Consider the following 18,745-nt stretch of genomic DNA (forward strand, 5'->3'; position numbering starts at 1 on the left):
CGTGAGGGCGACCAGACGCTCCGCGCCCTGACCGGCACGCTGAACCTCGACAAGGCGTGGCTCAGCCGCAGTACCGACGACTTGGTGGAACAGGGCTTGCTGGTCAAGACGCCACACCCGGGGGACCGCCGCGCCCTGCTGCTGCGCCTCACCGACGCCGGACACCAGGCCGCGCAGGACCTCGACGCTCAACTCAACCAGCAATCCGCCCGGGTGCTGGCCCGCCTGCCCGAAGAGGACCGGGCCGCCACCCTCCGACTCCTGACGCGCCTGAGCGCCGCGCTTCAGGTCGAACTCGACGGGGAGGGGGGCTGCGGATGCTGACCCGAGGAGCAACGCCCACCGATCTCCCCAGGATCGAGGCCCTGCTCACGGCCCTGAGCCTGCCGGTGGCTGGTGTCACTGAGCACCTGGAGGGAGTGCGGGTGGCCAAGAAGGGCGGCTCCCTGCTTGGGGTCGTTGGGCTGGAACAGCACGGCCAGGTGGCCCTGCTGCGCTCGGTGGCCGTCGCGCCGTGGGCACGTGGGCAGGGCGTGGCCGCCCGGCTCGTCGGTGAAGTGCTCGACGAGGCCCGCCGTCTGGAAGTGGAGGCGGTCTACCTGCTCACCACCACCGCCGAGGGCTACTTCCCACGCTTCGGCTTCGTCACGGTGCCCCGCTCGGTCGCCCCCGCCGCCCTGCTCGCCTCACACGAGTTTCAAGACGCCTGCCCGGGGTCCGCCACCCTGATGCGCCTGCCCCTCAAGGAGAACGCCATGACCCAGACCATCCCCGGACTCGCGGACCAGACCTCCACCTCCGCGCTGTTCGATGCCCTGCGCGCCCAGCCCCAGCTCCCCCTCGAATTCCACCTCCACGGCGAGCTGTTGGTCAGTCCCGGCTATCACGTCACCGAGGTCAAGGCCGTCACGATTGAAGCGATGGATTGCGGCGGCCGGGCGGACGCCTGGCGCGAGACGGTGATCCAGCTCAAGGACGGCAGCGCGCGGGAGGCGGGAGAGGGGTTCATGACCACCCGCAAGTTCCTGGGCATCTACGACCAGGTGGCAAAGAGCGTGCCTGTTCGCGGTGAAGCCGAGGTCCGCTTCGAGTACGGGAACAGCGCGACCCCTGCCATGCAGTACCACGTGACGCACGTTGATCCCCAGGGGGAGCGGGTGATCGTTCACCTGCGGACGCCGGGCGTGCAGTGCAAGGCTTCTGACGCCTGCGGGCAGCCTGCCGTCACAACGGGGCCGGTGGAGACTGAGACTGCGACGTGCTGCGCGCCTACGAGTGGGAGCGGGTGCTGCGGTCCGGCCACGACCGACCTGATCTCCCTGGGCTGATGCCCGAGTCCACGCGCGGCCAGCGTTCCCTGGTGTGGACGCTGGCCGTCCTCACGACGGTTAGCTACGGCGCCCTGTACTACGCACAGCCCCTCCTCGCGGTCGCCGCCGAGCACGAGCGGGGGTGGACGCGCACTCAGACAGGCCTGGCCTTCACCCTGGCCCTGCTGGTGACCGCTTTGATCGCCCCGGCGGTGGGCCGCGCCCTCGACGCTCGCGGTGGCCGGGTGCTGGTGGGCGGCGGAGCGGTGCTGGGCGGACTGGCGTTCATGCTGCTGGCCTGCACCTCCAGCTACCCGGCCTTCGTGCTGGGCTGGCTGCTCGCAGGCGTGGCGATGGCCCTGACCTTCTACGAGGCGGCCTTCACCGTCCTGGGGCAACAGGTGAGCGGTGCGGCGCGCACCCGGGCCACCCTGACGATCACGCTCGTCGCGGGGCTGGCGAGCACGATCTTCGTGCCGCTCACCACCGCCCTGCTGTCGGTGGGGGCGCTGCGTGCGGCGCTGCTTGCCCTCGCGGCGCTGCTGGCCGCCGTGGGCCTGCTGGCCTGGCGGGTCCTTCCCCCAGTGGGAGGGGGTAGACCGGGGACACCTGGCCCGGCCTTTGGCCCGGACCCCGCCTTCGCACGGCTGACGTTGGCCTTCACGCTCGCGCGCATCGTGACCGTGGGGGTGGGCTTGCAGCTCGCGCCGCTCCTGCTCGCTGCCGGGTACGCTCCCGGGCTCGCGGCGGCCCTCACCGGCCTGCTGGGCCTGGCCGCCCTGCCAGGCCGGGTGCTGTTCGTCCCGCTGCTCTCCCGGCTGGGCGCCCTGCCCCTGACCCTGGTGCTCTTCGTCGGGCTGGCGATGGGGGCGCTGCTGCTGCATTTCCCGGCGTCTCTGATGCTCATGGTGGTGGGCATCGTGGTGTTCGGCCTGGCGAGTGGGGCCCTGACCCTGGCCCGGGCTGAGTTGCTGGCGCGGCGGTATGGGGCCCTGACCTTTGGGGCGGCGAACGGGCAGATGGTGCGGTCGGTGAACCTGGCGCAGGCATTCACGCCGCTGGGGATGGGGATGTTGTTCACCTGGACCGGAAGCGCCCACGTGTCCCTGCTGCTGCTGGCAGGGTTCGCCCTGGCCGCGGCCGGAGTCCTGCTCACCGCCCGTCGCCTGGGCGCGGGCGGACGCTGGACCCAGGCTTAGCGTTGGTCTTCGCGCCACTGCTGGCGCGACCGCTATAGACGCTCTGCTCGGCTGCGCCCAGCACGTAGCCGACCACCTGGCCGCCGACCTCCGCGACGAGACCGGTAGACCCCGCCCCTTCCAGGGAGGGCCGCACCCACAGGTCGGCGAAGAGGGCCGGGTCCGGGAAGGAGCGTTCGGCGCTCCCGCCGAACACCCCGGTCAGGTACGCCACGCGGCCCAAGGTGTCCTGGTCGGTGAGGGTGGCCGGGCGGAGGCGCGGAGGGTCGGGCGTACGAGAGGGAGAGCGTAGGGCGAATGGGGATGAGTTCCGCACCCGCTGGGGCGCCTGACCGCGGCGGCACCTCCTCTCCACAGGGCAAGGACCTTCGCAGCGCCCGGGAGCGGGCCCAGCCGAGATGTTCTGCCGGGCCGCCTCCGGAACCCTCATCAAATCGGTTCGGCGCGGCACCCCGGTTCTTCCCGGTGGGGGCCGCAGCGCCCGTCGGACTCCACGCCGTTCGGCACGCTATACCGGTTCTCAACCTTTTCGGGCGAGGCTGAAGGCATGAAGAGCAAGGGTGTCTGGTGGGCCGGGTTGACCGTCACCGTGTCGGCTGCCCTGGGACTCTGGGGGATCAACCAGGCGGAGGTGCCGTGGAACTTGAACAACGTCCACCTCCCCCCGGCCTCGGGGGTGACGTTCGCGGCGGCTCACCCCGTGACGGTGGCCATCCTCGACACCGGGATGTCGGAGCAGCCCCTGCTGGACGGGGTTCAGCGGTACGGCTACGACTTCGTGACCAACCCTCACAACGCCGGGGACGGCACGGGCCGGGACCCGACCCCCCTCGCGTCCAGGGGCGGGGTGGGGTACCACGGCACCGCGGTCGCCGGCGTCGTCCACAGCGTCAACCCGCAGGCCCGGCTGGTCCACGTGCGGGTCATCGGGCGCGTGAACTCCGTGTCCCTGCGGGACGCCGTGGACGGCCTGCGCTGGGCGGCTGGGCTGGACGTGCCGGGCGTGCCCCGCAACCCGTTCCCCGCCCGCGTCATCAACGCGTCGTTCTCCCTGAACCGGGGCCCGCACGCCGGGTGTGTGCCCGCCATGCAGCGCGCCGTGGACGAGGTCCTGGCGCGCGGCACCGTCGTCGTAACCTCCGCCGGCAACCGCGGCGTCCCGGCGTCCCGCAACACCCCGGCGGGGTGCCGGGGCGTCCTCACGGTGGCCGCGACCGACGACCGGGGACGGCGCGCCCCCTACTCCAACTGGGGCAAGGCGGTGGCCCTGGCAGCGCCGGGCGGCACGTCGCAGGAGCGGGTCGACGTGCTGCGCCCGGGGGGCGGCGAGACCGAACTCACCGGGACCAGCTTCGCCGCGCCCCTGGTCGCCGGCGCGGCCAGCCTGCTGCTCGCCGAGCGGCCCACCCTCAGCCCGGCCGACGTGACCCGCCTGCTGGAGCAGACCGCCCAGCCGTTCGCGGGAGGGCAGTGCGACCGGGTGAACGCGCACTCCTGCGGCGCGGGCGTCCTCGATGTCAATGCCGCCGTGCAGGCGGCCGGAAGCTGGCCCGGGCTGGCCTCGTTGGCTTCTCGCCGCTAGCGAGGTCGCTGGTCGTGACCTTCACCCCTGGCGGCGGTGCACCTGATGCTCCGGTCAGGGGGGTGGGGTTGCTGCGTCGCTCGGGGCGGCCGTCCTGTCCGTGGTCTCCCCCGACTCGACCCATGTGGGGTACGGTCAGCCCCATGCGGCGCCCCACCCACGCGAACGCCTTGTCCCTGAAGCCGCGAGGAGCGGCCTTGAGGCGGGTCCTTTCCCTGACCCTGTTGACGCTCGCCGCGCTCCTGACAGCCTGCATGTCTCCCCGGGCCGATAGCGGCCCCGGACCGGCACGGCTTAGCCTGACCGTAGCCAAAGGGTGGACGGTGGAAGCGGACGGACGGGCCACCCGGGCCGTCCCCGACCCCCAGGGGGCGGCCCAACTCGTCGTGCCGGGGCGTTGCCGGAAGGCGAGCTGCCCGCTGGTGATCGTCTCGCACGGCCGGGGCGGGCAGGCGCTGGACGGCATCACCCACCCGCCCTTCGACACCCTGGTGGACGCCGTCGACGCGCAGGGGTACGTGCTGCTGCTGAGCAACGACGGCGGTCGGGAGACCTGGGGCAGCCCCGGCGCGCTGACGTACATCCGCCGGGTGTACCGGGCGGCGCAGCCACATTTCCAGGGCGACGGCCGGGTCTACACCCTCGGCATCTCGATGGGCGGTCTGCCCGCCACCCTCACGGCTTACCGGCAGACGCTGGGCGTGAAGGTCCGGGCCACCGCCCTCGTCGCGGGCCGGGTCAACCTGAGCGACGCGGTGCGCACCTCAGCCAGGCGCGCGGCCAGCATCCGGCGGGCGTACGGCGCGGTCAGCCTGGCGGGGCACGACCCCGTGAACGACTTCGCCACCTTCCGGGGTCGCCGGACGCCGCTCCTGACCGTCGTCAGCCCGCAGGACACGGCGGTGAGGAGCGCCGCCAACGGGGTGCGGCTGGCTCATCTGGCCCGCGCCGCGGGCGCCGACGTCCGGGTGATCCAGGTGCAGGGACCGCATCTGTCGCGGGGGTACATGAACGCGGACATCGGGCGTCAGATCGCCTTGTTCTTCAAGGCCCACCCCTGATCCGTCAGGGCGGGCGGCCCACCTGAATCTCCGGCCCGCGTCTGACAGCCGGTGGGCTGGCCCCGCCCCCCTCGGTGGCCCCGTGGGGTTCCGCCGGATGCACGGGGGACCCCCCGGTGCGCACCACCGGGGCGGTGACGATGCCGCTCACCCTCACGGCCAGGAGGGCACGGCGGAAAGAACTCTTCCCTTCGTCCGCCCCTGGCAGGGGGCCCTCAGGGGAGGTGAAAGTGGGCGAGCCGCGCGGCGAGGACGCGGCGGGGGCCGGTCAGCTCCAGCCGCAGGACGCCCACGGCGACCGCTGCGCCCAGGCACGGCCCGACGAAGTACACCCACTGTGCCTGCCATACGCCTGCGACGACGGCGGGCCCGAAACTCCGCGCCGGGTTGGCGCTGGTCCCGGTGAGCGGCGCCTCGACCAGCACGAGGACGCTGAACAGCGCGGGCAGCGCCAGGGGGGTGAGGTGACAGGTCCGCGCGTGGCTGGCGAGCACGAAGATCAGCTCCACGAGCCCGAACGTCACGCCCGCCTCGGCGAGCACGGCCATGACGGGGGACACGGCCGGCCCGGGCACCGTCACCCCGTACTCCACACTGCGTCCCAGCGCGCCCCAGAGACGCAGAGGCAGCGCGCCGAGCACACCCCCCGCGAGCTGCGCGAGCACGTACCACGCCGCGTCCCGCCCGGCGAGCTGGCCCTCCAGCCAGAAGGCCAGCGTCACCGCCGGGTTGAGGTGCGCCCCGCTGACCTTGCCCACCGGGGACAGCGCGAGCAGCGCCCCCACCGACCCGAAGAGGGCGCCGGTCAGAAACCGCCGTTCACCCACCCCCGGCAGCCACGCGGCGACCGGGCTGGCCGTCCCGAACATCACGATCACGATGGACAGCCCCACCCCCACCAGCAGCGCCGTGCCGACGAGTTCGGCGAGGTACAGCCGGGGGTGCCAGCGGCCCGGCGGGAAGGGCGCCCCGTGCAGCGGGCGGTCGGGGGAAGGCGCCACGTCAGGCGTTCTTGCCGGGTCGGCGACCGCGAGCTTGGCCGGGTCCATCCTGTCTCCCTTCCCCTGCGGGGACTCGTAACGTGTCTTGCACGGGCCTGGAAAGGGGAGTCCTCGGGCCCTTCCGGCCCCGCCGTCCTCCCTCAGAGGTGGTCGAGCCGTCCGCCGTCCACGACGAGCCCGGTGCCCTGGATGAAGGCAGCGTCCTCCGAGGCGAGAAAGGCGATGGCCGCCGCGAGGTCCTGGGCCTTGCCCACGTCGGCGGGGTTGATCTTCTCCACGCCGCTTTTCACGTTGGGGTTGTCCCACAGCATGGGGGTGTCCACCGCGCCCGGCAGCACCGCGTTCACCCGCAGGCCGCGCGGTCTGCCCTCGATGGCCGCCGAGCGGGTCAGGGACAAGAGGGCCGCCTTCGCCGCCGCGTAGGGGGCCACCAGCGGCTCGGTCTCGCGGGCGTGGATGCTGGAGACGTTGACGATGCTCCCGCCCGGCTTCATGTGCAAGAAGCCCTGCTGGATGAAGAGGAACGCCCCGAGCAGGTCCACCGCCAGCACCCGGTTCCAGTCGTCCACGGTGAGGTCGGTCAGGGGCTTGAAGGTCATCAGGCCCGCGTTGTTCACGATCACGTCGAGGGAGCCGAACCTGCCGAGCGCCTGGCCCACGCAGCCCTGCACCTGATCGGGTTTCGACACGTCGCAGGCGACGCCGAGGACATCGGGGGCACCCTGCGCCTTCAGCCCCTCCGCCGCCTGCTGCGCCTGGTCGCCGTGCAGGTCGGCGATGACGACGCGGGCGCCCTCCTGCGCGAAATGGGTGGCGGTGGCGAGGCCGATGCCGCTCGCGGCCCCGGTGACGATGACGGTCTTGTTCTCGAACCGGCTCATTTTCCGTCTCCTTCGAGGTTGGGGTCGATCAGCTTGGTCGACGCCGCGCGGGAACGGCGTTCGCGCTCCCGGGCGCCGCTCTCCACCCGACGCAGCACGGGTTCCTGCTGCTGGCTGGGCGGAAAGACCGGCAGGGCGAGGACGACGCTCTGGGTGGGCAGCACATCGCGCCACTGGGCGATCAGGTCTCGGTACGCCTGCCCCACCGGGCGGATGTTGCGGTCCAGGTCGTAGAGGCCCAGGGGATTGACGGTGCCGTTGTTCTCGCGCAGGGCGCTGTCCCAGTCCACCTGGTCGGTCAGCGAGTACCAGGTGAAGCCCACGATGGGCAGGCCGTCGTTGCGCACCCGCAGCACGTTCGCCCACTCCTTGCGCAGCCAGCGCACCGCCTCGTCCCCCTGCGGTCCCTGCGCGAGGTTGGTCTCGGTGTGCATCACCGGCAGGCCGTAGCGGGCGTAGTACTGGTTGGTGATCACCGAGTAGCCGTAGACCTCGCCCGCCCACTCGGTCCTTCCGTCCGGATGTACCAGATGCTCGTTCGTCACGTAGTAGTCGTTGCCCATGATGCAGTGGTGTTTGCGGGTCTCGTTCAGGAAGAAGTGGTACTCCTCGCGCGTCATGCCGTGATCCATGAGGTACTCGTACATCTCCGAGCCGACCCGGTGCCCGTAGTTGAGATCGAGCGACAGGAAGCGGACCTCGTTCATGATCTCGGCGGGGCGGATGGCGGACGGATTCTCGGCGTGGAAGTATTCCGTGGACTCGCTCTGGATGAAGATGGCGTCGGCGCGCACCTCCAGGATGGCCTGCATGGCGAGCACGTTCGCCCTCACGATGTGCTTCAGGGCCGTCACGAAGGCGGTGTCCGTGGTCATCTGCTCGTTCCACCAGCCGTACTTGGCCGAGAACAGGGCGCAGATGTACATCTCGTTCACGGGGGTGTAGAGCTGCACCCAGGGGTAACGCAGGGCGAACGCGCGGGCGTAGCGGGCGAATTGCCCGGGGAAGTCGGGGTTCTGGAAGTTACCGATCCAGTCCGGCACCCCGAAGTGGCACAGGTCGGTGATCGGGGTGAGGTCTCGCCGCCGCAACTCGGCGTAGGTCTCGTCCGCGAAGGTCCAGTCGTAGCGGTCGGGGCCGAGCCAGGTTTTATGGATGGGTGGGCCGTAGCGCAGGTACGGGGTGCCGAGTTCGCGCACGAGGTCGAAGTCCTTCTTCCAGAACTCGTAGTGGCGGCACTTGTCCATCTCGTCCATACGGACCCGGCCGCCCTGGATGGTGGGGTACGAGTTCTCGATGCCGGTCGCGAACATGAAATAGATCAAGGTGGACCTCCCACCTGCCGTCTGAGGAGAAGACGCCGCAGCACTCCCCCGAGGAGCGCGATCAGCAACACCCCGGCCATCACGGTGACGGAACGTTCCTCGATCTGGGCGGGTTCTTTCTTCCCCGACCAGCGCTGCCTCATCCGGGATGGACCCTCGGCCGAGGAGTCTTCGCCCTCCTGAATTCGGGTCTGGCATGGTCAGGCGACCACCAGGGCTTGCGGCGCGGCCTGCTTGATGCGCGTCAGAAAGAAGGCGATCTGGCGCTTGGTTTCCCGGCCGCACTCCATGCAGACCCGCTCCAGTTCATCGTCGCGCAGCGCTTGAGCGGCTTGTTCCAGCACGGTCCAGCAGAGCTGCACCTCGTTCGCCAGCAGCCACAGATCGTGCAGGTCGCGCAGCAGCGCCAGGCTGCCACGGCGCGGCCCGTGGAACAGCGCTTTTTCCATGTTGGCGGGTTCAGGGCTCTTGCTCTCCCCGTACTTCTGTACCAGGGGCCCCAGATGTTCAAGGTGCTTTTCGGACCACGAGGCGAGGAGCCGGCACGTCTCCTCGATGTCCGGCTCGTCCCCGTGGTGTTCGGCGACTTTCTTCAGGGCGTCCACCAGGTGCTGCTCGCTCCCGTGGACCAGGCCCAGGTAGTTTCCGACGTGCATGTCAACCATCCACCCTTTGCGTGGTCTTCGGCTGCGGGACCCCGGACTCGGAGGCGAAAGAGGCGCGCTCCTTCTCCCCCGACACCAGGTGCCGCACCGCCTCCACCGCGCGACCCAACAGTCCGGGGGTCGGGAGCGCATCCTTAGCGTCGTACTTGCTGACCCTGACGGCGGCGTACTTGTAGTGCGGCTGCTTGCTCACCGGGTCCCACTCCGTGAGGGTCAGTTCGTTGGCGGCGCGCGGGCGGCTGGGGTCGTCCCAGGAGCCGTAATGCCAGGGGATGAAGACCAGCCCCGGCTCGATGTTGCCGATCAAGGCGCGCTCGATCACGAGGCCGCGCCGGGACTCCACCAGAATCCAGTCGTCCTGCTCGATGCCGTACCGCGCGGCGTCCTCGGGGGAGAGCTGCACAAAGGCGTCGGGGGCCGCTTCCCGCAGCTCCTTCGACCGGCCCGTCTTCGTCCTCGTGTGGAAGTGGTAGACCTGCCGCCCGGTCGTGAGCCACAGCGGATAGTCCTCGTCGGGCACCTCGTGCGGCTCACGGTAGTCGGTCGCCTTGATCATCGCCCGGCCCTGCGGATCGTTGGCCTTGTACTCCTCCGGGGTGACGCTCGCGCCCGTGTCGAAGTCCTGCCCATAGGTTTCGGCGTAGTCCGCATGGGTGGGAAACACGAAGTCGGTGTACAGCCGCACGGTGCCGTCCGGGTGCCCCTCGTTGACCGGCCAGGGAATGCCGCTGCCCGCCAGGAGCTTCCCGTAGGTCAGGCCGGTGTAGTCGCAGGGCCGCCCGCGCGTGCATTCCTTCCAGGCCTCGAAGGCGCTCTCGGCGTCGTGCCACCTGATCAGGGGCCCTCCGTCCTGATCGCGGAAGTCCATGCGCCGTGCGTAGTCGAGGAAGATGTCGAGGTCGCTCTTCGCCTCGCCGGGAGGCTCGATAGCCTGGCATGAGATATGCACGGTGCGGCTGACATTGGTAAAGGTGCCGGTCTTCTCGCCCCAGATCGCGGCGGGGAGCACCACGTCCGCATAGCGGGCGGTCTCGGTGAGAAAAGCGTCCTGCACGACCACGAACAGGTCTTCCTGCTGAAGGATTCGGCGGATGCGCCCGAGGTCCGGCAGGGACACGGCCGGGTTCGTCGCCTGAATCCACAGCATTTTGATGCTGCCCTGCTCGCAGTAGCGCCAGATCTGCATGGCGTGCGTCGGCGGGCTCCAGTGCGGAATCTTGTTGAAGGGGACGTTCCAGAGCTTCGCCAGTTGCCCGATGTGCTCGGGGTTGCCCCAGTTGCGAAAGCCCGGCAGGTCGCCGTCCGCGCCGGTCTCCCGCGTGTTTTGCGCGGTGGGTTGCCCGTTCATCTGGAGGATGCCGCTGCCGGGTTTGCCGATCAATCCCCGGATCAGGTGGATGTTGTTCACCTGCACGGCGGCCGCGGTCGCCTGCATCGACTGGTACACGCCTTGCAAGACGGTGGACACGAGTGTCTTCGTATTCGCCAGAATCTCCCCGGCGGCGCGCAGGTCGGCGGTAGGGACACCCGACAGTTCCTCGACGTACTCGGGCGTGTACTTCTCGACGACCCTTTTCAGGTCATCGTACCCGACCGTGTGTGCTTGCAGAAAGGCCGGGTCGGTCTTGCCCGCCTGGATGATCAGGTGCAGCAGCCCGTTGAGCACGGCGACGTTCGTGCCGACCTTCGGCGCGAGGTGGACGGTGGCCTTTTCGGCAGTGAAGGTGCGCCGGGGGTCGATCACGATGACCCTGGGCGGATTCGACCCGGCGAGACGGTCGAGAACGCGCATCCACAGGACCGTCTGCTGCGAGGCGACGTTGTGCCCGACGTGCAGGACGCAGTCGGTCACGTCGAGGTCCTCGTAGCTGCCGGGCTGACCGTCCGAGCCGAACGACTCCTTGAGGGCGGCGGCGGCGGTCGCGGTGCACAGCCGGGTGTTGCCGTCCATGTGCGGCGTCCCCAGCCCCGCCTTGCCGATCACGGCCAGGGTGTAGTACTCCTCCAAGAAGAGCTGCCCGGACGTGTAGAAGCCCAGGGCGCCGCTGGTGTGCTGCAGGGCGATCTCCTGCGACTTCTGCACGATCAGGTCCATTGCCTCGTCCCAGCTCGCCTCCCGCAACTGCCCATCCCTGCGGATCATGGGTCTGACCAGCCGGTCCCCGCTGTTGTTCGCCTCCCAGCCGTGCAGGCCCTTCGGTCCCAGGCGCCCCTTGTTGGTCGCGTCGGACACGAGGCCGCGGACGCCCACGATCCGGCCGTCCTTCACGCCGATGTCGAGGCCGCAGCCGTTGGAGCACAGCACGCACGCCCCCCGGACCCAGCGCTCAGGCGTTTCCGAAACTCGCTCGTCCACCCGCGCGGGCCACTCCTGCCCGGCCCCGTGCGGTGTGCGTTCCCCCCAGATGTCGTTGATGCTGTCCCGCGTTTCACTCGTCATCGCCACGCCTCCTGACTTCTTGATTCGCTTGTTCCCGCATGCCGGGGAGAAAAGTCGGCGGTCTCTGCTCTGCGCTTCCCTACCTTGAAGTCGGACTCACCTCCAGACCATCTGCCCCCCTCTCCTCCGGCAGCGGGTCCGCACTGAGCAGTTCGTTCTGCCGCACGAAGGCGTGCATGAAACGCCCCATCACCCGCGTCTGGGTGCGGTAGGCGTCCACCGCCGCCCGCTTGCGCGCGACCTGGGCGGGGGTCAGGTCCGCCCGGGCCCACGGCAAGGTCTTCGCCAGGGGCGGCAAGGTGAGCGGCAGCCCCGCGTGCAGGCCCTTGGGCAGCGGCCACTCCAGGCCGCCGTGGACCACCCAGTACCGCAGCCTCGCCTCCTGGCCCCGCGCACTCAACAGCCGCATGGCCAGGTAGGAGAGGGTGCGGTGGTCGGTGTGGAAGTCCTGCGGGGCGGGGGCGAGCACCAGGTCGGGCCGTACCCGGCCCAGCACCCGCGTCAAGTCGGCCTCCAGCGCCCGCCCGGTGTACGGCGCGCCGGGCGTCAGGGCCCCCTGCACGTACACGGCCCCCGACCCGGTGCGCGGCGCGGTGTAGGGCTCCGCGTAATGGGTGGTGAAGAGCCGGAAGAGCCCGCCGTCCGGATACCCGAGCATGAAGGTCCGTTCCGGGGGCACGCCCAGCAGCGCCACGGCCCGCCGCGCCTCGGCGGTCCGGGTGTCCCCCAGGGCGCGCATGTCCTGGGGGCTGGGGTCGGCCACGCGCCGGGTCAGCACCGCGTCCAGCTCGAACCCGTCCCCGGCGGTCGCCCAGGCCACGAACACCCGTGCCCCGGCCGCCCGGGCCTGCTGGATCAGCCCCGCGCAGCACAGCGTCTCGTCGTCCGGGTGCGGCGAGAGGACCAGCACCCGCTGGCCGGGGCGGAAGGGGGCCGTGGGCGGCAGGGCCGCGATCCGGTCCGCCCCCGCGTCGAACACCCGCCCCACGGCGGGCAGGTTGATCCAGGCCGCGAGGCCAGCCGCGCCGAGAACCGCCGTGGTGATCAGGACGTGCCGTCTGCGCATGGGGTCACCTCAGGATGTTCACGGCGCGGCTGGCGACCAGGACCACGGTCAGCATCGACGTGACGGCCTGGAACGTCATCAGCAGCTTGGCACGCCGCGTGAGCGGGAGGGTGTCGGTGGGGCTGAAGGCGGCGGCGTTCGTGAACGCCACGAACAGGTAGTCGACGTACTCGGGCCGCCACCCCTCGGGGGCCAGGCCCGCCGCCCCAGCCTGGGGAAAGAGGAAGTCCGGGTAGGTCCCCGGGCGGGTTCTGCGCAGGGCGCCGCCCCGGTCGAGTTCCCAGTACCACAGCGAGAAGACGAGCACGTTCGTGACCCAGAGGTTCAGCGCATCTGCGAGCAGCGCCCGGCCCGTCGCGCCGCTGCCCCCCAGCAGGTCCCCCACCAGCAGGCCCAGCGACGCCAGGTTGGCGAGGTGCAGCAGCCCCGTCAGGCCCAGCGCGAGCGGTCGGGTCACCCGGCTCAGCGCCAGGTTCGCCTGCCCGTGCAGCCGCAGGTGGCGGCGCTGGCGGCCCCGCAGGACGCTCAGCGGCAGCAACAACAGCGTCTCGACCGCCGGGAGGAGCCAGTTGGGCCCGGGCGTGAGGTGCTCGCCCAGCAGCAGGTTCAGCCCCAGCACGGTCAGGATGGCGATCCTGGCCGGCCACAGCGACTCGGGGGCAGGAGCAGCAGTCACGCGCGCTCCGCAGGTCGGCGCCGGCGAGGTGGGCCGGCCCCCGGGGTCCACCCCGCTGCTCGCCCGGCACCCCGCGCGGCACCAGTCCGTTCGCGCACCCGCGGGAGTCGGCCCCAGCCTCCCGGACGTGACCGCCCGAACCTCACGTGACCGCCCCCAGCCGGTACCCGGCGCAGCGGGACGTCTCGATGACCTGCGGCCCGGTCTTGCGGCGGATGGCGCGAACGTGCACGTCGATCACCCTGGGCTGAACCCGGGCCTTCCCGGCCCAGACGCCCGCGATGATCTCCGTCCGGGTGAAGACGCGACCGGGTTGGCTCGCCAGCAGTTCGAGCAGGGCGAATTCCCGGTGGGTCAGCGCCGACCGGACGCCGTCACGGGACAGCCCCCTGCTCCCCGGATCGAGCACGAACCCGCCCGGCAGCCGCCACGTCTGGGACCGCCGGTCCGCCGGGGAGGACTGTTCCTGGAAGACGGAAGACTGGACCGGACCGGAGCAACCCCCCACTTCCGGGGCGCCGTTCCAGTGTTCAGTCCTGTCGCGTGCCGGGAGGGAGGGCGTGTGGCCCCCCTCCGTCCACAGGTCCAGCCCGCGGCCGGTGGCCGACCTGCCCGGGAACGCGCCGCTGATCCGGGCCTCGTCCTCGATCTCCGGAGGCTTCATGCGCGGCCCGCGTGCTGCGGCAGAAGCCGTCCGCGCAGAATCTGGTACGTGCCCAGCACCCACACCAGCGAGGTCAGGCCGCCGGCCAGCACGTCGGTGGGGTAGTGCACGCCCAGCACCACCCGGGAGAGGGCCATCAGGGCGTAATAGCCCGCGCCCAGCACCAGGGCCGGCCAGCGCAGGCGGGTGGGCCACAGCAGGAGCACCACCAGGACGGCGAGCGCCGCCGCGACGGTGCTGTGCCCGCTCGGAAACGAGGCGCCCGTCTCCGTCACCAGCCGCGGCCACAGCTCGGGCCGGGGCCGCTGGAAGATGCGCTTCATGATGGCCTGGACGCCCGCCGCGCCGCCCAGGGCCAGCAGGGCGAACAGCGCCTGGGGCCGGTGGCGGGTGAACCAGAAGATGGTCGGGAGCAGCACGATCACCACGCCCATCACCAAGGGGCCCCCGAAATAGTTCATGAAGACGCTGAGGCCGGTCAGCGCCCCACCCGCGTGCCCGTGCAGCCAGAGCATCGCGGGCGTCTCGAAGGCGAAACGCTCCTTCTCGAGCACGTCCTCGCCGATCAAGCCCAGCACGGTCAGGGGCAGCAGGATGCCGAGAAACAGGCGCAGCAGGGTGGCCGGCTGCGCGCGCCTCGCCAGGTCGGTCAGGGAACCCGTCATGGCGGCAGCATGGAGCAGGGCGGTATAGGAACGGTATAGCGGCGGTATACGGGGGAACTGGGGCGGGTGCACGGGCGACCGGTCCTCCCCACGTCACCGGCCCAGGGTCGCCAGCATCAGGACGCTCGACGTGAGCATCACCAGGGCGGCGATCCAGCCGAGGACCTTCAGCCCGGGGGGCAGGACGAACTCCCCCATCACCCGGCGGCTCGACGCCAGCAGCAGCATCGCCGCCATCACCGGGGCGCTCACCACCCCGTTGACGACCGCCGCGAGAAACAGCGCGCGGATGGGGTCGACCGGCGTGAAGTTCAGCCCCACCCCGAGCAGGGCCGAGGCGCCCAGGACGAGGTAGAAGCCCCGGGCCTCCAGGGGCCTGCGGGCCAGGCCCACGGGCCAGCGCAGCGCCTCGCCCACCGCGAAGGCGGCCGAGCCCGCGAGCACCGGCACCGCGAGCAGGCCTGTCCCGACGATCCCGAGCGCGAAGAGGGCGAAGGCGAGGCGGCCCGCGACGGGTCGCAGGGCCTGCGCCGCCTGCGCCGCCGTCGCGATGTGGGTTTGCCCCGAGGCGTGGAGCGTCACGGCGGCCGTCAGGATGATGAAGTAGGCCACCAGGTTCGAGAAGCCCATGCCGACCAGGGTGTCGAGCCGGATGCGCCGGAACTGCGCGGGGGCGAGGTCGGGGCGGTGGCGCAGCCGCGTCTCCCCGGGCTCGGCCCGCGCCTCCTCGACCTCCTGCGAGGCCTGCCAGAAGAAGAGGTAAGGGCTGATGGTCGTGCCGAGCACCGCGACCAGGGCCTGGAGGCTGGCCGCGTTCCAGCTCAGGTGGGGCAGGAGGGTGGCCCGCAGCGCCTCGCCCCACGGCACCCGCACCACGAACACCGTGGCGACGTAGGTGAAGAGCGAGAGGGTCAGCCACCGCAGCCACCGCACATAGCGGGAGTACGGCACGAACACCAGCAGCGCGACCGACAGCAGCGCGAGGAGCACGGTGTAGAGGTGGGCGTGCCCGCCGATCAGGAGGCGCAGGGCCGCCCCCATCGCGCCCAGGTCGGCCCCCAGGTTGATGACGTTCGCCCCCACCAGCAGGGCCGTGACGCCGTACAGCAGCGGGGCCGGGGCGAACTCGCGCAGGTTGCTCGCCAGCCCGCGCCCGGTGACCCGCCCGATGCGCGCGCTGATCTCCTGGGTGGCGGCCATCAGCGGGAAGGTGAACAGCATCGTCCACAGCAGGCCGGAGCCGAACTGCGCCCCGACCTGCGAGTAGGTGGCGATGCCGCTGGGATCGTCGTCCGACGCCCCGGTGATCAGGCCGGGCCCGAGCAGGCGCCGCCAGGAAACCGTCCGGGGGCGGGGTGCGGTCCGGCTCACGGGAGCTTCCCCTGGAGCAGCGAGGTGGCTGGGCGGTCCATGCCGCGACACTAGGGACGCCGGGTAAAGGGCCGGTATACCGGCGGGCGCCTCTGCTGCCCCGGTCGAGACCCGGCCCCCTTCGCCACCGTGTCCCCGCCCCTGGGGCGACGCGCCCCGCTCTCCCGGGCCTGCTCCGCTCACGGCGAGCCGTGCCCGACCACCTCACGTTCCGACCCCTGCTGGCCGCCCTGCTCCTGTGTTCCGCCCAGGCGGCGCACCTCACGGTTCTGGACTCCCCCGATCCCGCGCAGCTCCGCGCCCGGGTCAGCGAGGACGACGGGTTTGCCGGGCGTGCCGACGCGCCGGGCGACCCCGTGGCGCTGAACGTGCTGCGCCACCTCGCCCGCCTGCTGCCCGCCGGGACGATGTGAGCGACCACCGTCCGTGTCCAGGGGGCCGCTCCCGTGTAGGTTCCCCCGCCCGCCTTCCCGGGCGCGGCACACCGCACGGTGACCGACCTCGACGACACGGTGATCGTCACGGGAGTGGCGCAGGGCAGGACGCTGCGCAGCGTCCTGACGGCCAACGGCACGACCCGGCCCCTCTTCCCGGACGTTCGCGCGGGCCGGTCGTCTCCCTCAGCAACAGTCCCGACGGGCTGACGGCCTCCCTGCGGACCCTGCTGCACGTCCGCGGGCTTCCCGAGGGGCCGCTGTTCCTGCGCGACCTCTTCCGCAAGGGCGCCACCGAGCACAAGGGCCGCGTGCTGGGCACCCTGGCGCGGATCACCACCGCCCGGTTCACGTTGATCGGTGACAGCGGGGAGCGCGACCCGGAGACCTACGCTCGGTTCGTCCGGGAGCATCCGGGCCGGGCCGAACGCCTCCTGATCCGGGACGTCGGCACCCCGGCGCGTCGTCAGGAGGTCGAGCGGCTGCTCACGCCGCTGGGCGTTCCCTTCGGATTCCTGCCCGCCGCTCCCTGAGAGGCACACTATCCTGCCCTGGAATGACGAAATGGCCGCCCTTTCTCTACCGGGAGCAGGTCTATGACCTCAGCCACCTCGACGGCTTCACCTGCGAGTACCTCAAGCCCGCTCAGGACGGCAAACCCCCCGTCACGTACCGGGTGTTCGTGCATTTCGGCCACCACTGCTTCACGGAGAAGAAAAAGCCTGGAGACGACCCCGCGCTCGAATACTGTCACGTCACTAACTGCGACTACCGCAGCTTCGACGCCCTGCGCTACGAGCTGTCGCGGCAACTGCCCGCCCTGGTCCGGGACCTGATGGGCAGGAAATGCTTTCACACCGGACACGGCAACTACTTCACCATCGAGGTGACGTCGCGGGAGGGTGAGACGGTGGAGTACGAGGTGTACTTCAAACCCTACAAGGAGCAGGGCAGCAGGCAGCTCAGGCTGATCGTGGAGAGTGCTTTTCCGCGGGACGCCGACAAGCTGGAAAACCGGCCCAAGACGAAGCCGGTCAAGTTCGAGTTCCTGCTCTACAACACCCAGATGAACAGGCCGGTCAAGGTGCAAAGGTAAAAGCGACGGCACACCTGATGTGTGCCGTCGCTTTTGAAGTTGAACTGGAACTGATCCTCTTGGTTATCCCACTCTCGGGTAGGGACCCTCTTCGGGCGGTGCCAGAGCACACGGTCATCCCGTGTTCAGCGCATACCCTGACAGCGCCATCATAGCCAAAACCGGGCACAGGGTCAATGCCCGGCGGGTGTCACCCCCTCGCTGTTCGGGAGAGGGTGTTTTCTCCTGGCTCCCGGAGGCGGAGGAAGTGGTTTCGCATCGCTGCTGTTCGCTGGGGCTCAGCCTGCTCACCTCCTGACGTCACGGGGGGAGCCGCTTAAGCTGGGGCATGGCGAAGTTCATCAAGCTGGAGGACGGCAGCTACGTGAATGCCGCGGCCATCCACCGGATTCACCTGGAGAAGCACACCGACCCCAAGTTCTGGAAGCTGAACGCCCAGCTTTCCAAACCGGAGGGCGCCGAGTGGGCCTACCTGGCTGGGGAGTTCGGCAGCCTGAAGGAGGCGGAGGAGGCGGTCAGGAAACTCGGCAAGTAGCGGGTGGGGCCAGTGGCGGCGCGCGTGAGGGTGCGGCGCTGGCCCTCAGCCTGAACGGCCTGAGAGGCGTGGCGCCCACCCCGGATCAGGAGACGGGCGCTGGGCCCACCCGGCTCACTGCCGCCCCGCGCGCAGCTTGCGCAGCTCCAGCCCCACCGGGATCAGGCTCAGGACGACGGCCACACCGACCACCAGCAGGATGTAGCGGTCGAGGTGCGGGATCAGGCCGCCCAGCCAGTAGCCGAGCAGGGGCACGCTGAGCGCCCACAGCAGCCCGCCCACGACGTTGTAGATCAGGAACCGGGAGTAGGACATCCTTCCGACCCCGGCGAGCGTCGGCGCCACGGTGCGCACCACCGGCACGAAGCGGGCCAGGATCAGCGAGAACCCCCCGTAGCGCTCGAAGAACGCCTGGGTGCGCTCCACGTACTCGGGGCGAAACAGGCGGCTGTCCGGGCGGCTGAACACCGCCGGGCCGAAGCGGCGCCCGATGAGGTACCCGGTGCTGTCCCCGATGATCGCGCCCAGGGCCACCGCGAGCATCACGCCCGCCAGGTGCAGGCTGCCCTGCTGGGCGAGGATGCCCGCCGTGATCAGCAGGCTGTCGCCGGGCAGGAAAAAGCCGAGCAGCAGCCCGCTCTCGGCGAAGACGATGGCGAAGATGCCCAGGTAGGAGACGCTGAGCAGGAGCTGGGGAAGGTCGACCATGCCCCCACCCTAGAGAGCCGAGGTAAAGAACGCGTATACCGAGGGGGGGAGCGGCTCAGGCCACTC

Annotated in this window: 23 protein-coding genes (1 of these 23 running past the window's edge); 10 read left to right on the top strand and 13 right to left on the bottom strand. The window is 70.7% G+C overall.

The features are described from left to right. The 3 genes in view from DAETH_RS22880 to DAETH_RS22890 are tightly spaced (each overlapping or abutting the next) and all read left to right on the top strand, a layout consistent with a single transcriptional unit that may run on beyond the window. Positions 1 to 324, top strand: the 3' portion of a protein-coding gene (locus DAETH_RS22880) for a MarR family winged helix-turn-helix transcriptional regulator (protein WP_264778839.1). 156 nt of this gene lie to the left of the window's left edge; the window shows 324 of its 480 coding nt (coding positions 157-480); the start codon falls outside the window, past its left edge; it ends in the stop codon at positions 322 to 324. Then, on the top strand, positions 318 to 1,328 hold the full coding sequence (gene arsN2 / locus DAETH_RS22885; RefSeq protein WP_264778840.1) for an arsenic resistance N-acetyltransferase ArsN2: 1,011 nt from the start codon (positions 318 to 320) through the stop codon (positions 1,326 to 1,328). The genes DAETH_RS22880 and arsN2 overlap by 7 nt, the downstream gene beginning before the upstream one ends. Continuing rightward, positions 1,259 to 2,509, top strand: a complete 1,251-nt coding sequence (locus DAETH_RS22890; RefSeq protein ID WP_264778841.1) for an MFS transporter — start codon at positions 1,259 to 1,261, stop codon at positions 2,507 to 2,509. Before arsN2 ends, DAETH_RS22890 begins: the two co-directional genes overlap by 70 nt. Here DAETH_RS22890 and DAETH_RS22895 read toward each other — a convergent pair. Continuing rightward, positions 2,463 to 2,723, bottom strand: a complete 261-nt coding sequence (locus DAETH_RS22895) for a hypothetical protein (protein ID WP_264778842.1) — start codon at positions 2,721 to 2,723, stop codon at positions 2,463 to 2,465. The genes DAETH_RS22890 and DAETH_RS22895 overlap by 47 nt on opposite strands. 333 nt (positions 2,724 to 3,056) lie before the next feature. Here DAETH_RS22895 and DAETH_RS22900 point away from each other — a divergent pair, with 333 nt between their 5' ends. Further along, entirely contained in the window at positions 3,057 to 4,091 is a 1,035-nt protein-coding gene (locus DAETH_RS22900) for a S8 family serine peptidase (protein ID WP_264778843.1), read from the top strand. 323 nt (positions 4,092 to 4,414) lie between these two features. Continuing rightward, positions 4,415 to 5,152 carry an alpha/beta hydrolase family protein gene (locus DAETH_RS22905; protein WP_264778844.1) on the top strand — a complete coding sequence of 246 codons (738 nt, stop codon included), beginning with the start codon at positions 4,415 to 4,417 and terminating at the stop codon, positions 5,150 to 5,152. A 215-nt stretch (positions 5,153 to 5,367) separates the two neighbouring features. Here the strand turns inward: DAETH_RS22905 and DAETH_RS22910 are convergent, their stop codons facing one another. From DAETH_RS22910 to DAETH_RS22960, 11 genes are all read right to left on the bottom strand, one after another. Next, positions 5,368 to 6,201 carry an MIP/aquaporin family protein gene (locus DAETH_RS22910; RefSeq protein WP_264778845.1) on the bottom strand — a complete coding sequence of 278 codons (834 nt, stop codon included), beginning with the start codon at positions 6,199 to 6,201 and terminating at the stop codon, positions 5,368 to 5,370. 92 nt (positions 6,202 to 6,293) lie between these two features. Continuing rightward, positions 6,294 to 7,034, bottom strand: a complete 741-nt coding sequence (locus tag DAETH_RS22915; RefSeq protein WP_264778846.1) for an SDR family NAD(P)-dependent oxidoreductase — start codon at positions 7,032 to 7,034, stop codon at positions 6,294 to 6,296. Then, positions 7,031 to 8,359 (bottom strand): family 1 glycosylhydrolase, encoded by a 1,329-nt coding sequence (locus tag DAETH_RS22920; RefSeq protein ID WP_264778847.1) that lies wholly within the window; start codon positions 8,357 to 8,359, stop codon positions 7,031 to 7,033. Before DAETH_RS22920 ends, DAETH_RS22915 begins: the two co-directional genes overlap by 4 nt. Then, entirely contained in the window at positions 8,356 to 8,502 is a 147-nt protein-coding gene (locus tag DAETH_RS22925; RefSeq protein ID WP_264778848.1) for a hypothetical protein, read from the bottom strand. Before DAETH_RS22925 ends, DAETH_RS22920 begins: the two co-directional genes overlap by 4 nt. 57 nt (positions 8,503 to 8,559) lie before the next feature. Continuing rightward, a complete protein-coding gene (locus DAETH_RS22930) occupies positions 8,560 to 9,015 on the bottom strand; it encodes a hypothetical protein (RefSeq protein WP_264778849.1) in 456 nt (151 codons plus the stop codon). Position 9,016: 1 nt separating this feature from the next. Continuing rightward, positions 9,017 to 11,464, bottom strand: a complete 2,448-nt coding sequence (locus DAETH_RS22935; RefSeq protein ID WP_264778850.1) for a molybdopterin oxidoreductase family protein — start codon at positions 11,462 to 11,464, stop codon at positions 9,017 to 9,019. Positions 11,465 to 11,543: 79 nt separating this feature from the next. Continuing rightward, on the bottom strand, positions 11,544 to 12,530 hold the full coding sequence (locus DAETH_RS22940) for a PIG-L deacetylase family protein (protein ID WP_264778851.1): 987 nt from the start codon (positions 12,528 to 12,530) through the stop codon (positions 11,544 to 11,546). Positions 12,531 to 12,534: 4 nt separating this feature from the next. Continuing rightward, a complete protein-coding gene (locus tag DAETH_RS22945; protein ID WP_264778852.1) occupies positions 12,535 to 13,206 on the bottom strand; it encodes a hypothetical protein in 672 nt (223 codons plus the stop codon). 142 nt (positions 13,207 to 13,348) lie between these two features. After that, the gene (locus DAETH_RS22950; protein WP_264778853.1) at positions 13,349 to 13,870 is read right to left on the bottom strand and encodes a winged helix-turn-helix domain-containing protein; all 522 of its coding nucleotides are present in this window, start codon (positions 13,868 to 13,870) and stop codon (positions 13,349 to 13,351) included. Further along, a complete protein-coding gene (locus tag DAETH_RS22955) occupies positions 13,867 to 14,535 on the bottom strand; it encodes a phosphatase PAP2 family protein (RefSeq protein ID WP_264778854.1) in 669 nt (222 codons plus the stop codon). The genes DAETH_RS22950 and DAETH_RS22955 overlap by 4 nt, the downstream gene beginning before the upstream one ends. 93 nt (positions 14,536 to 14,628) lie before the next feature. Next, entirely contained in the window at positions 14,629 to 15,906 is a 1,278-nt protein-coding gene (locus tag DAETH_RS22960; RefSeq protein ID WP_264778855.1) for an NRAMP family divalent metal transporter, read from the bottom strand. Positions 15,907 to 16,097: 191 nt separating this feature from the next. On the opposite strand from DAETH_RS22960, the gene DAETH_RS22965 reads away from it, so the two are divergent. The 5 genes from DAETH_RS22965 (at position 16,098) to DAETH_RS22985 (ending at position 17,971) form a co-directional block, all read left to right on the top strand. Next, entirely contained in the window at positions 16,098 to 16,319 is a 222-nt protein-coding gene (locus tag DAETH_RS22965; RefSeq protein ID WP_264778856.1) for a hypothetical protein, read from the top strand. A 78-nt stretch (positions 16,320 to 16,397) separates the two neighbouring features. Further along, positions 16,398 to 16,550: a hypothetical protein gene (locus DAETH_RS22970; protein WP_264778900.1), complete on the top strand. Its 153-nt coding sequence runs from the start codon at positions 16,398 to 16,400 to the stop codon at positions 16,548 to 16,550. A gap of 20 nt (positions 16,551 to 16,570) precedes the next feature. After that, on the top strand, positions 16,571 to 16,873 hold the full coding sequence (locus DAETH_RS22975; RefSeq protein WP_264778891.1) for a phosphatase domain-containing protein: 303 nt from the start codon (positions 16,571 to 16,573) through the stop codon (positions 16,871 to 16,873). 23 nt (positions 16,874 to 16,896) lie between these two features. Then, complete coding sequence (locus DAETH_RS22980) at positions 16,897 to 17,436, top strand: hypothetical protein (protein WP_264778857.1); 540 nt, start codon at positions 16,897 to 16,899, stop codon at positions 17,434 to 17,436. Positions 17,437 to 17,764: 328 nt separating this feature from the next. Next, entirely contained in the window at positions 17,765 to 17,971 is a 207-nt protein-coding gene (locus DAETH_RS22985; RefSeq protein WP_264778858.1) for a hypothetical protein, read from the top strand. 114 nt (positions 17,972 to 18,085) lie between these two features. Here DAETH_RS22985 and DAETH_RS22990 read toward each other — a convergent pair whose 3' ends face one another. Further along, entirely contained in the window at positions 18,086 to 18,679 is a 594-nt protein-coding gene (locus tag DAETH_RS22990; RefSeq protein ID WP_264778859.1) for a DedA family protein, read from the bottom strand. Between the last annotated feature and the right edge of the window lie 66 nt (positions 18,680 to 18,745).

Source organism: Deinococcus aetherius (assembly GCF_025997855.1).
In the GTDB taxonomy this organism is placed as follows: domain Bacteria; phylum Deinococcota; class Deinococci; order Deinococcales; family Deinococcaceae; genus Deinococcus; species Deinococcus aetherius.

Coding starts and splice junctions, on each gene's coding strand:
- DAETH_RS22930 (WP_264778849.1), bottom strand. CDS start 9,015: ATGCACGTCGGAAACTACCTGGGCCTGGTCCACGGGAGCGAGCAGCAC.
- DAETH_RS22985 (WP_264778858.1), top strand. CDS start 17,765: ATGGCGAAGTTCATCAAGCTGGAGGACGGCAGCTACGTGAATGCCGCG.
- DAETH_RS22990 (WP_264778859.1), bottom strand. CDS start 18,679: ATGGTCGACCTTCCCCAGCTCCTGCTCAGCGTCTCCTACCTGGGCATC.
- DAETH_RS22900 (WP_264778843.1), top strand. CDS start 3,057: ATGAAGAGCAAGGGTGTCTGGTGGGCCGGGTTGACCGTCACCGTGTCG.
- DAETH_RS22910 (WP_264778845.1), bottom strand. CDS start 6,201: ATGGACCCGGCCAAGCTCGCGGTCGCCGACCCGGCAAGAACGCCTGAC.
- DAETH_RS22940 (WP_264778851.1), bottom strand. CDS start 12,530: ATGCGCAGACGGCACGTCCTGATCACCACGGCGGTTCTCGGCGCGGCT.
- DAETH_RS22950 (WP_264778853.1), bottom strand. CDS start 13,870: ATGAAGCCTCCGGAGATCGAGGACGAGGCCCGGATCAGCGGCGCGTTC.
- DAETH_RS22980 (WP_264778857.1), top strand. CDS start 16,897: ATGACGAAATGGCCGCCCTTTCTCTACCGGGAGCAGGTCTATGACCTC.
- DAETH_RS22935 (WP_264778850.1), bottom strand. CDS start 11,464: ATGACGAGTGAAACGCGGGACAGCATCAACGACATCTGGGGGGAACGC.
- DAETH_RS22955 (WP_264778854.1), bottom strand. CDS start 14,535: ATGACGGGTTCCCTGACCGACCTGGCGAGGCGCGCGCAGCCGGCCACC.
- arsN2 (WP_264778840.1), top strand. CDS start 318: ATGCTGACCCGAGGAGCAACGCCCACCGATCTCCCCAGGATCGAGGCC.
- DAETH_RS22915 (WP_264778846.1), bottom strand. CDS start 7,034: ATGAGCCGGTTCGAGAACAAGACCGTCATCGTCACCGGGGCCGCGAGC.
- DAETH_RS22925 (WP_264778848.1), bottom strand. CDS start 8,502: ATGAGGCAGCGCTGGTCGGGGAAGAAAGAACCCGCCCAGATCGAGGAA.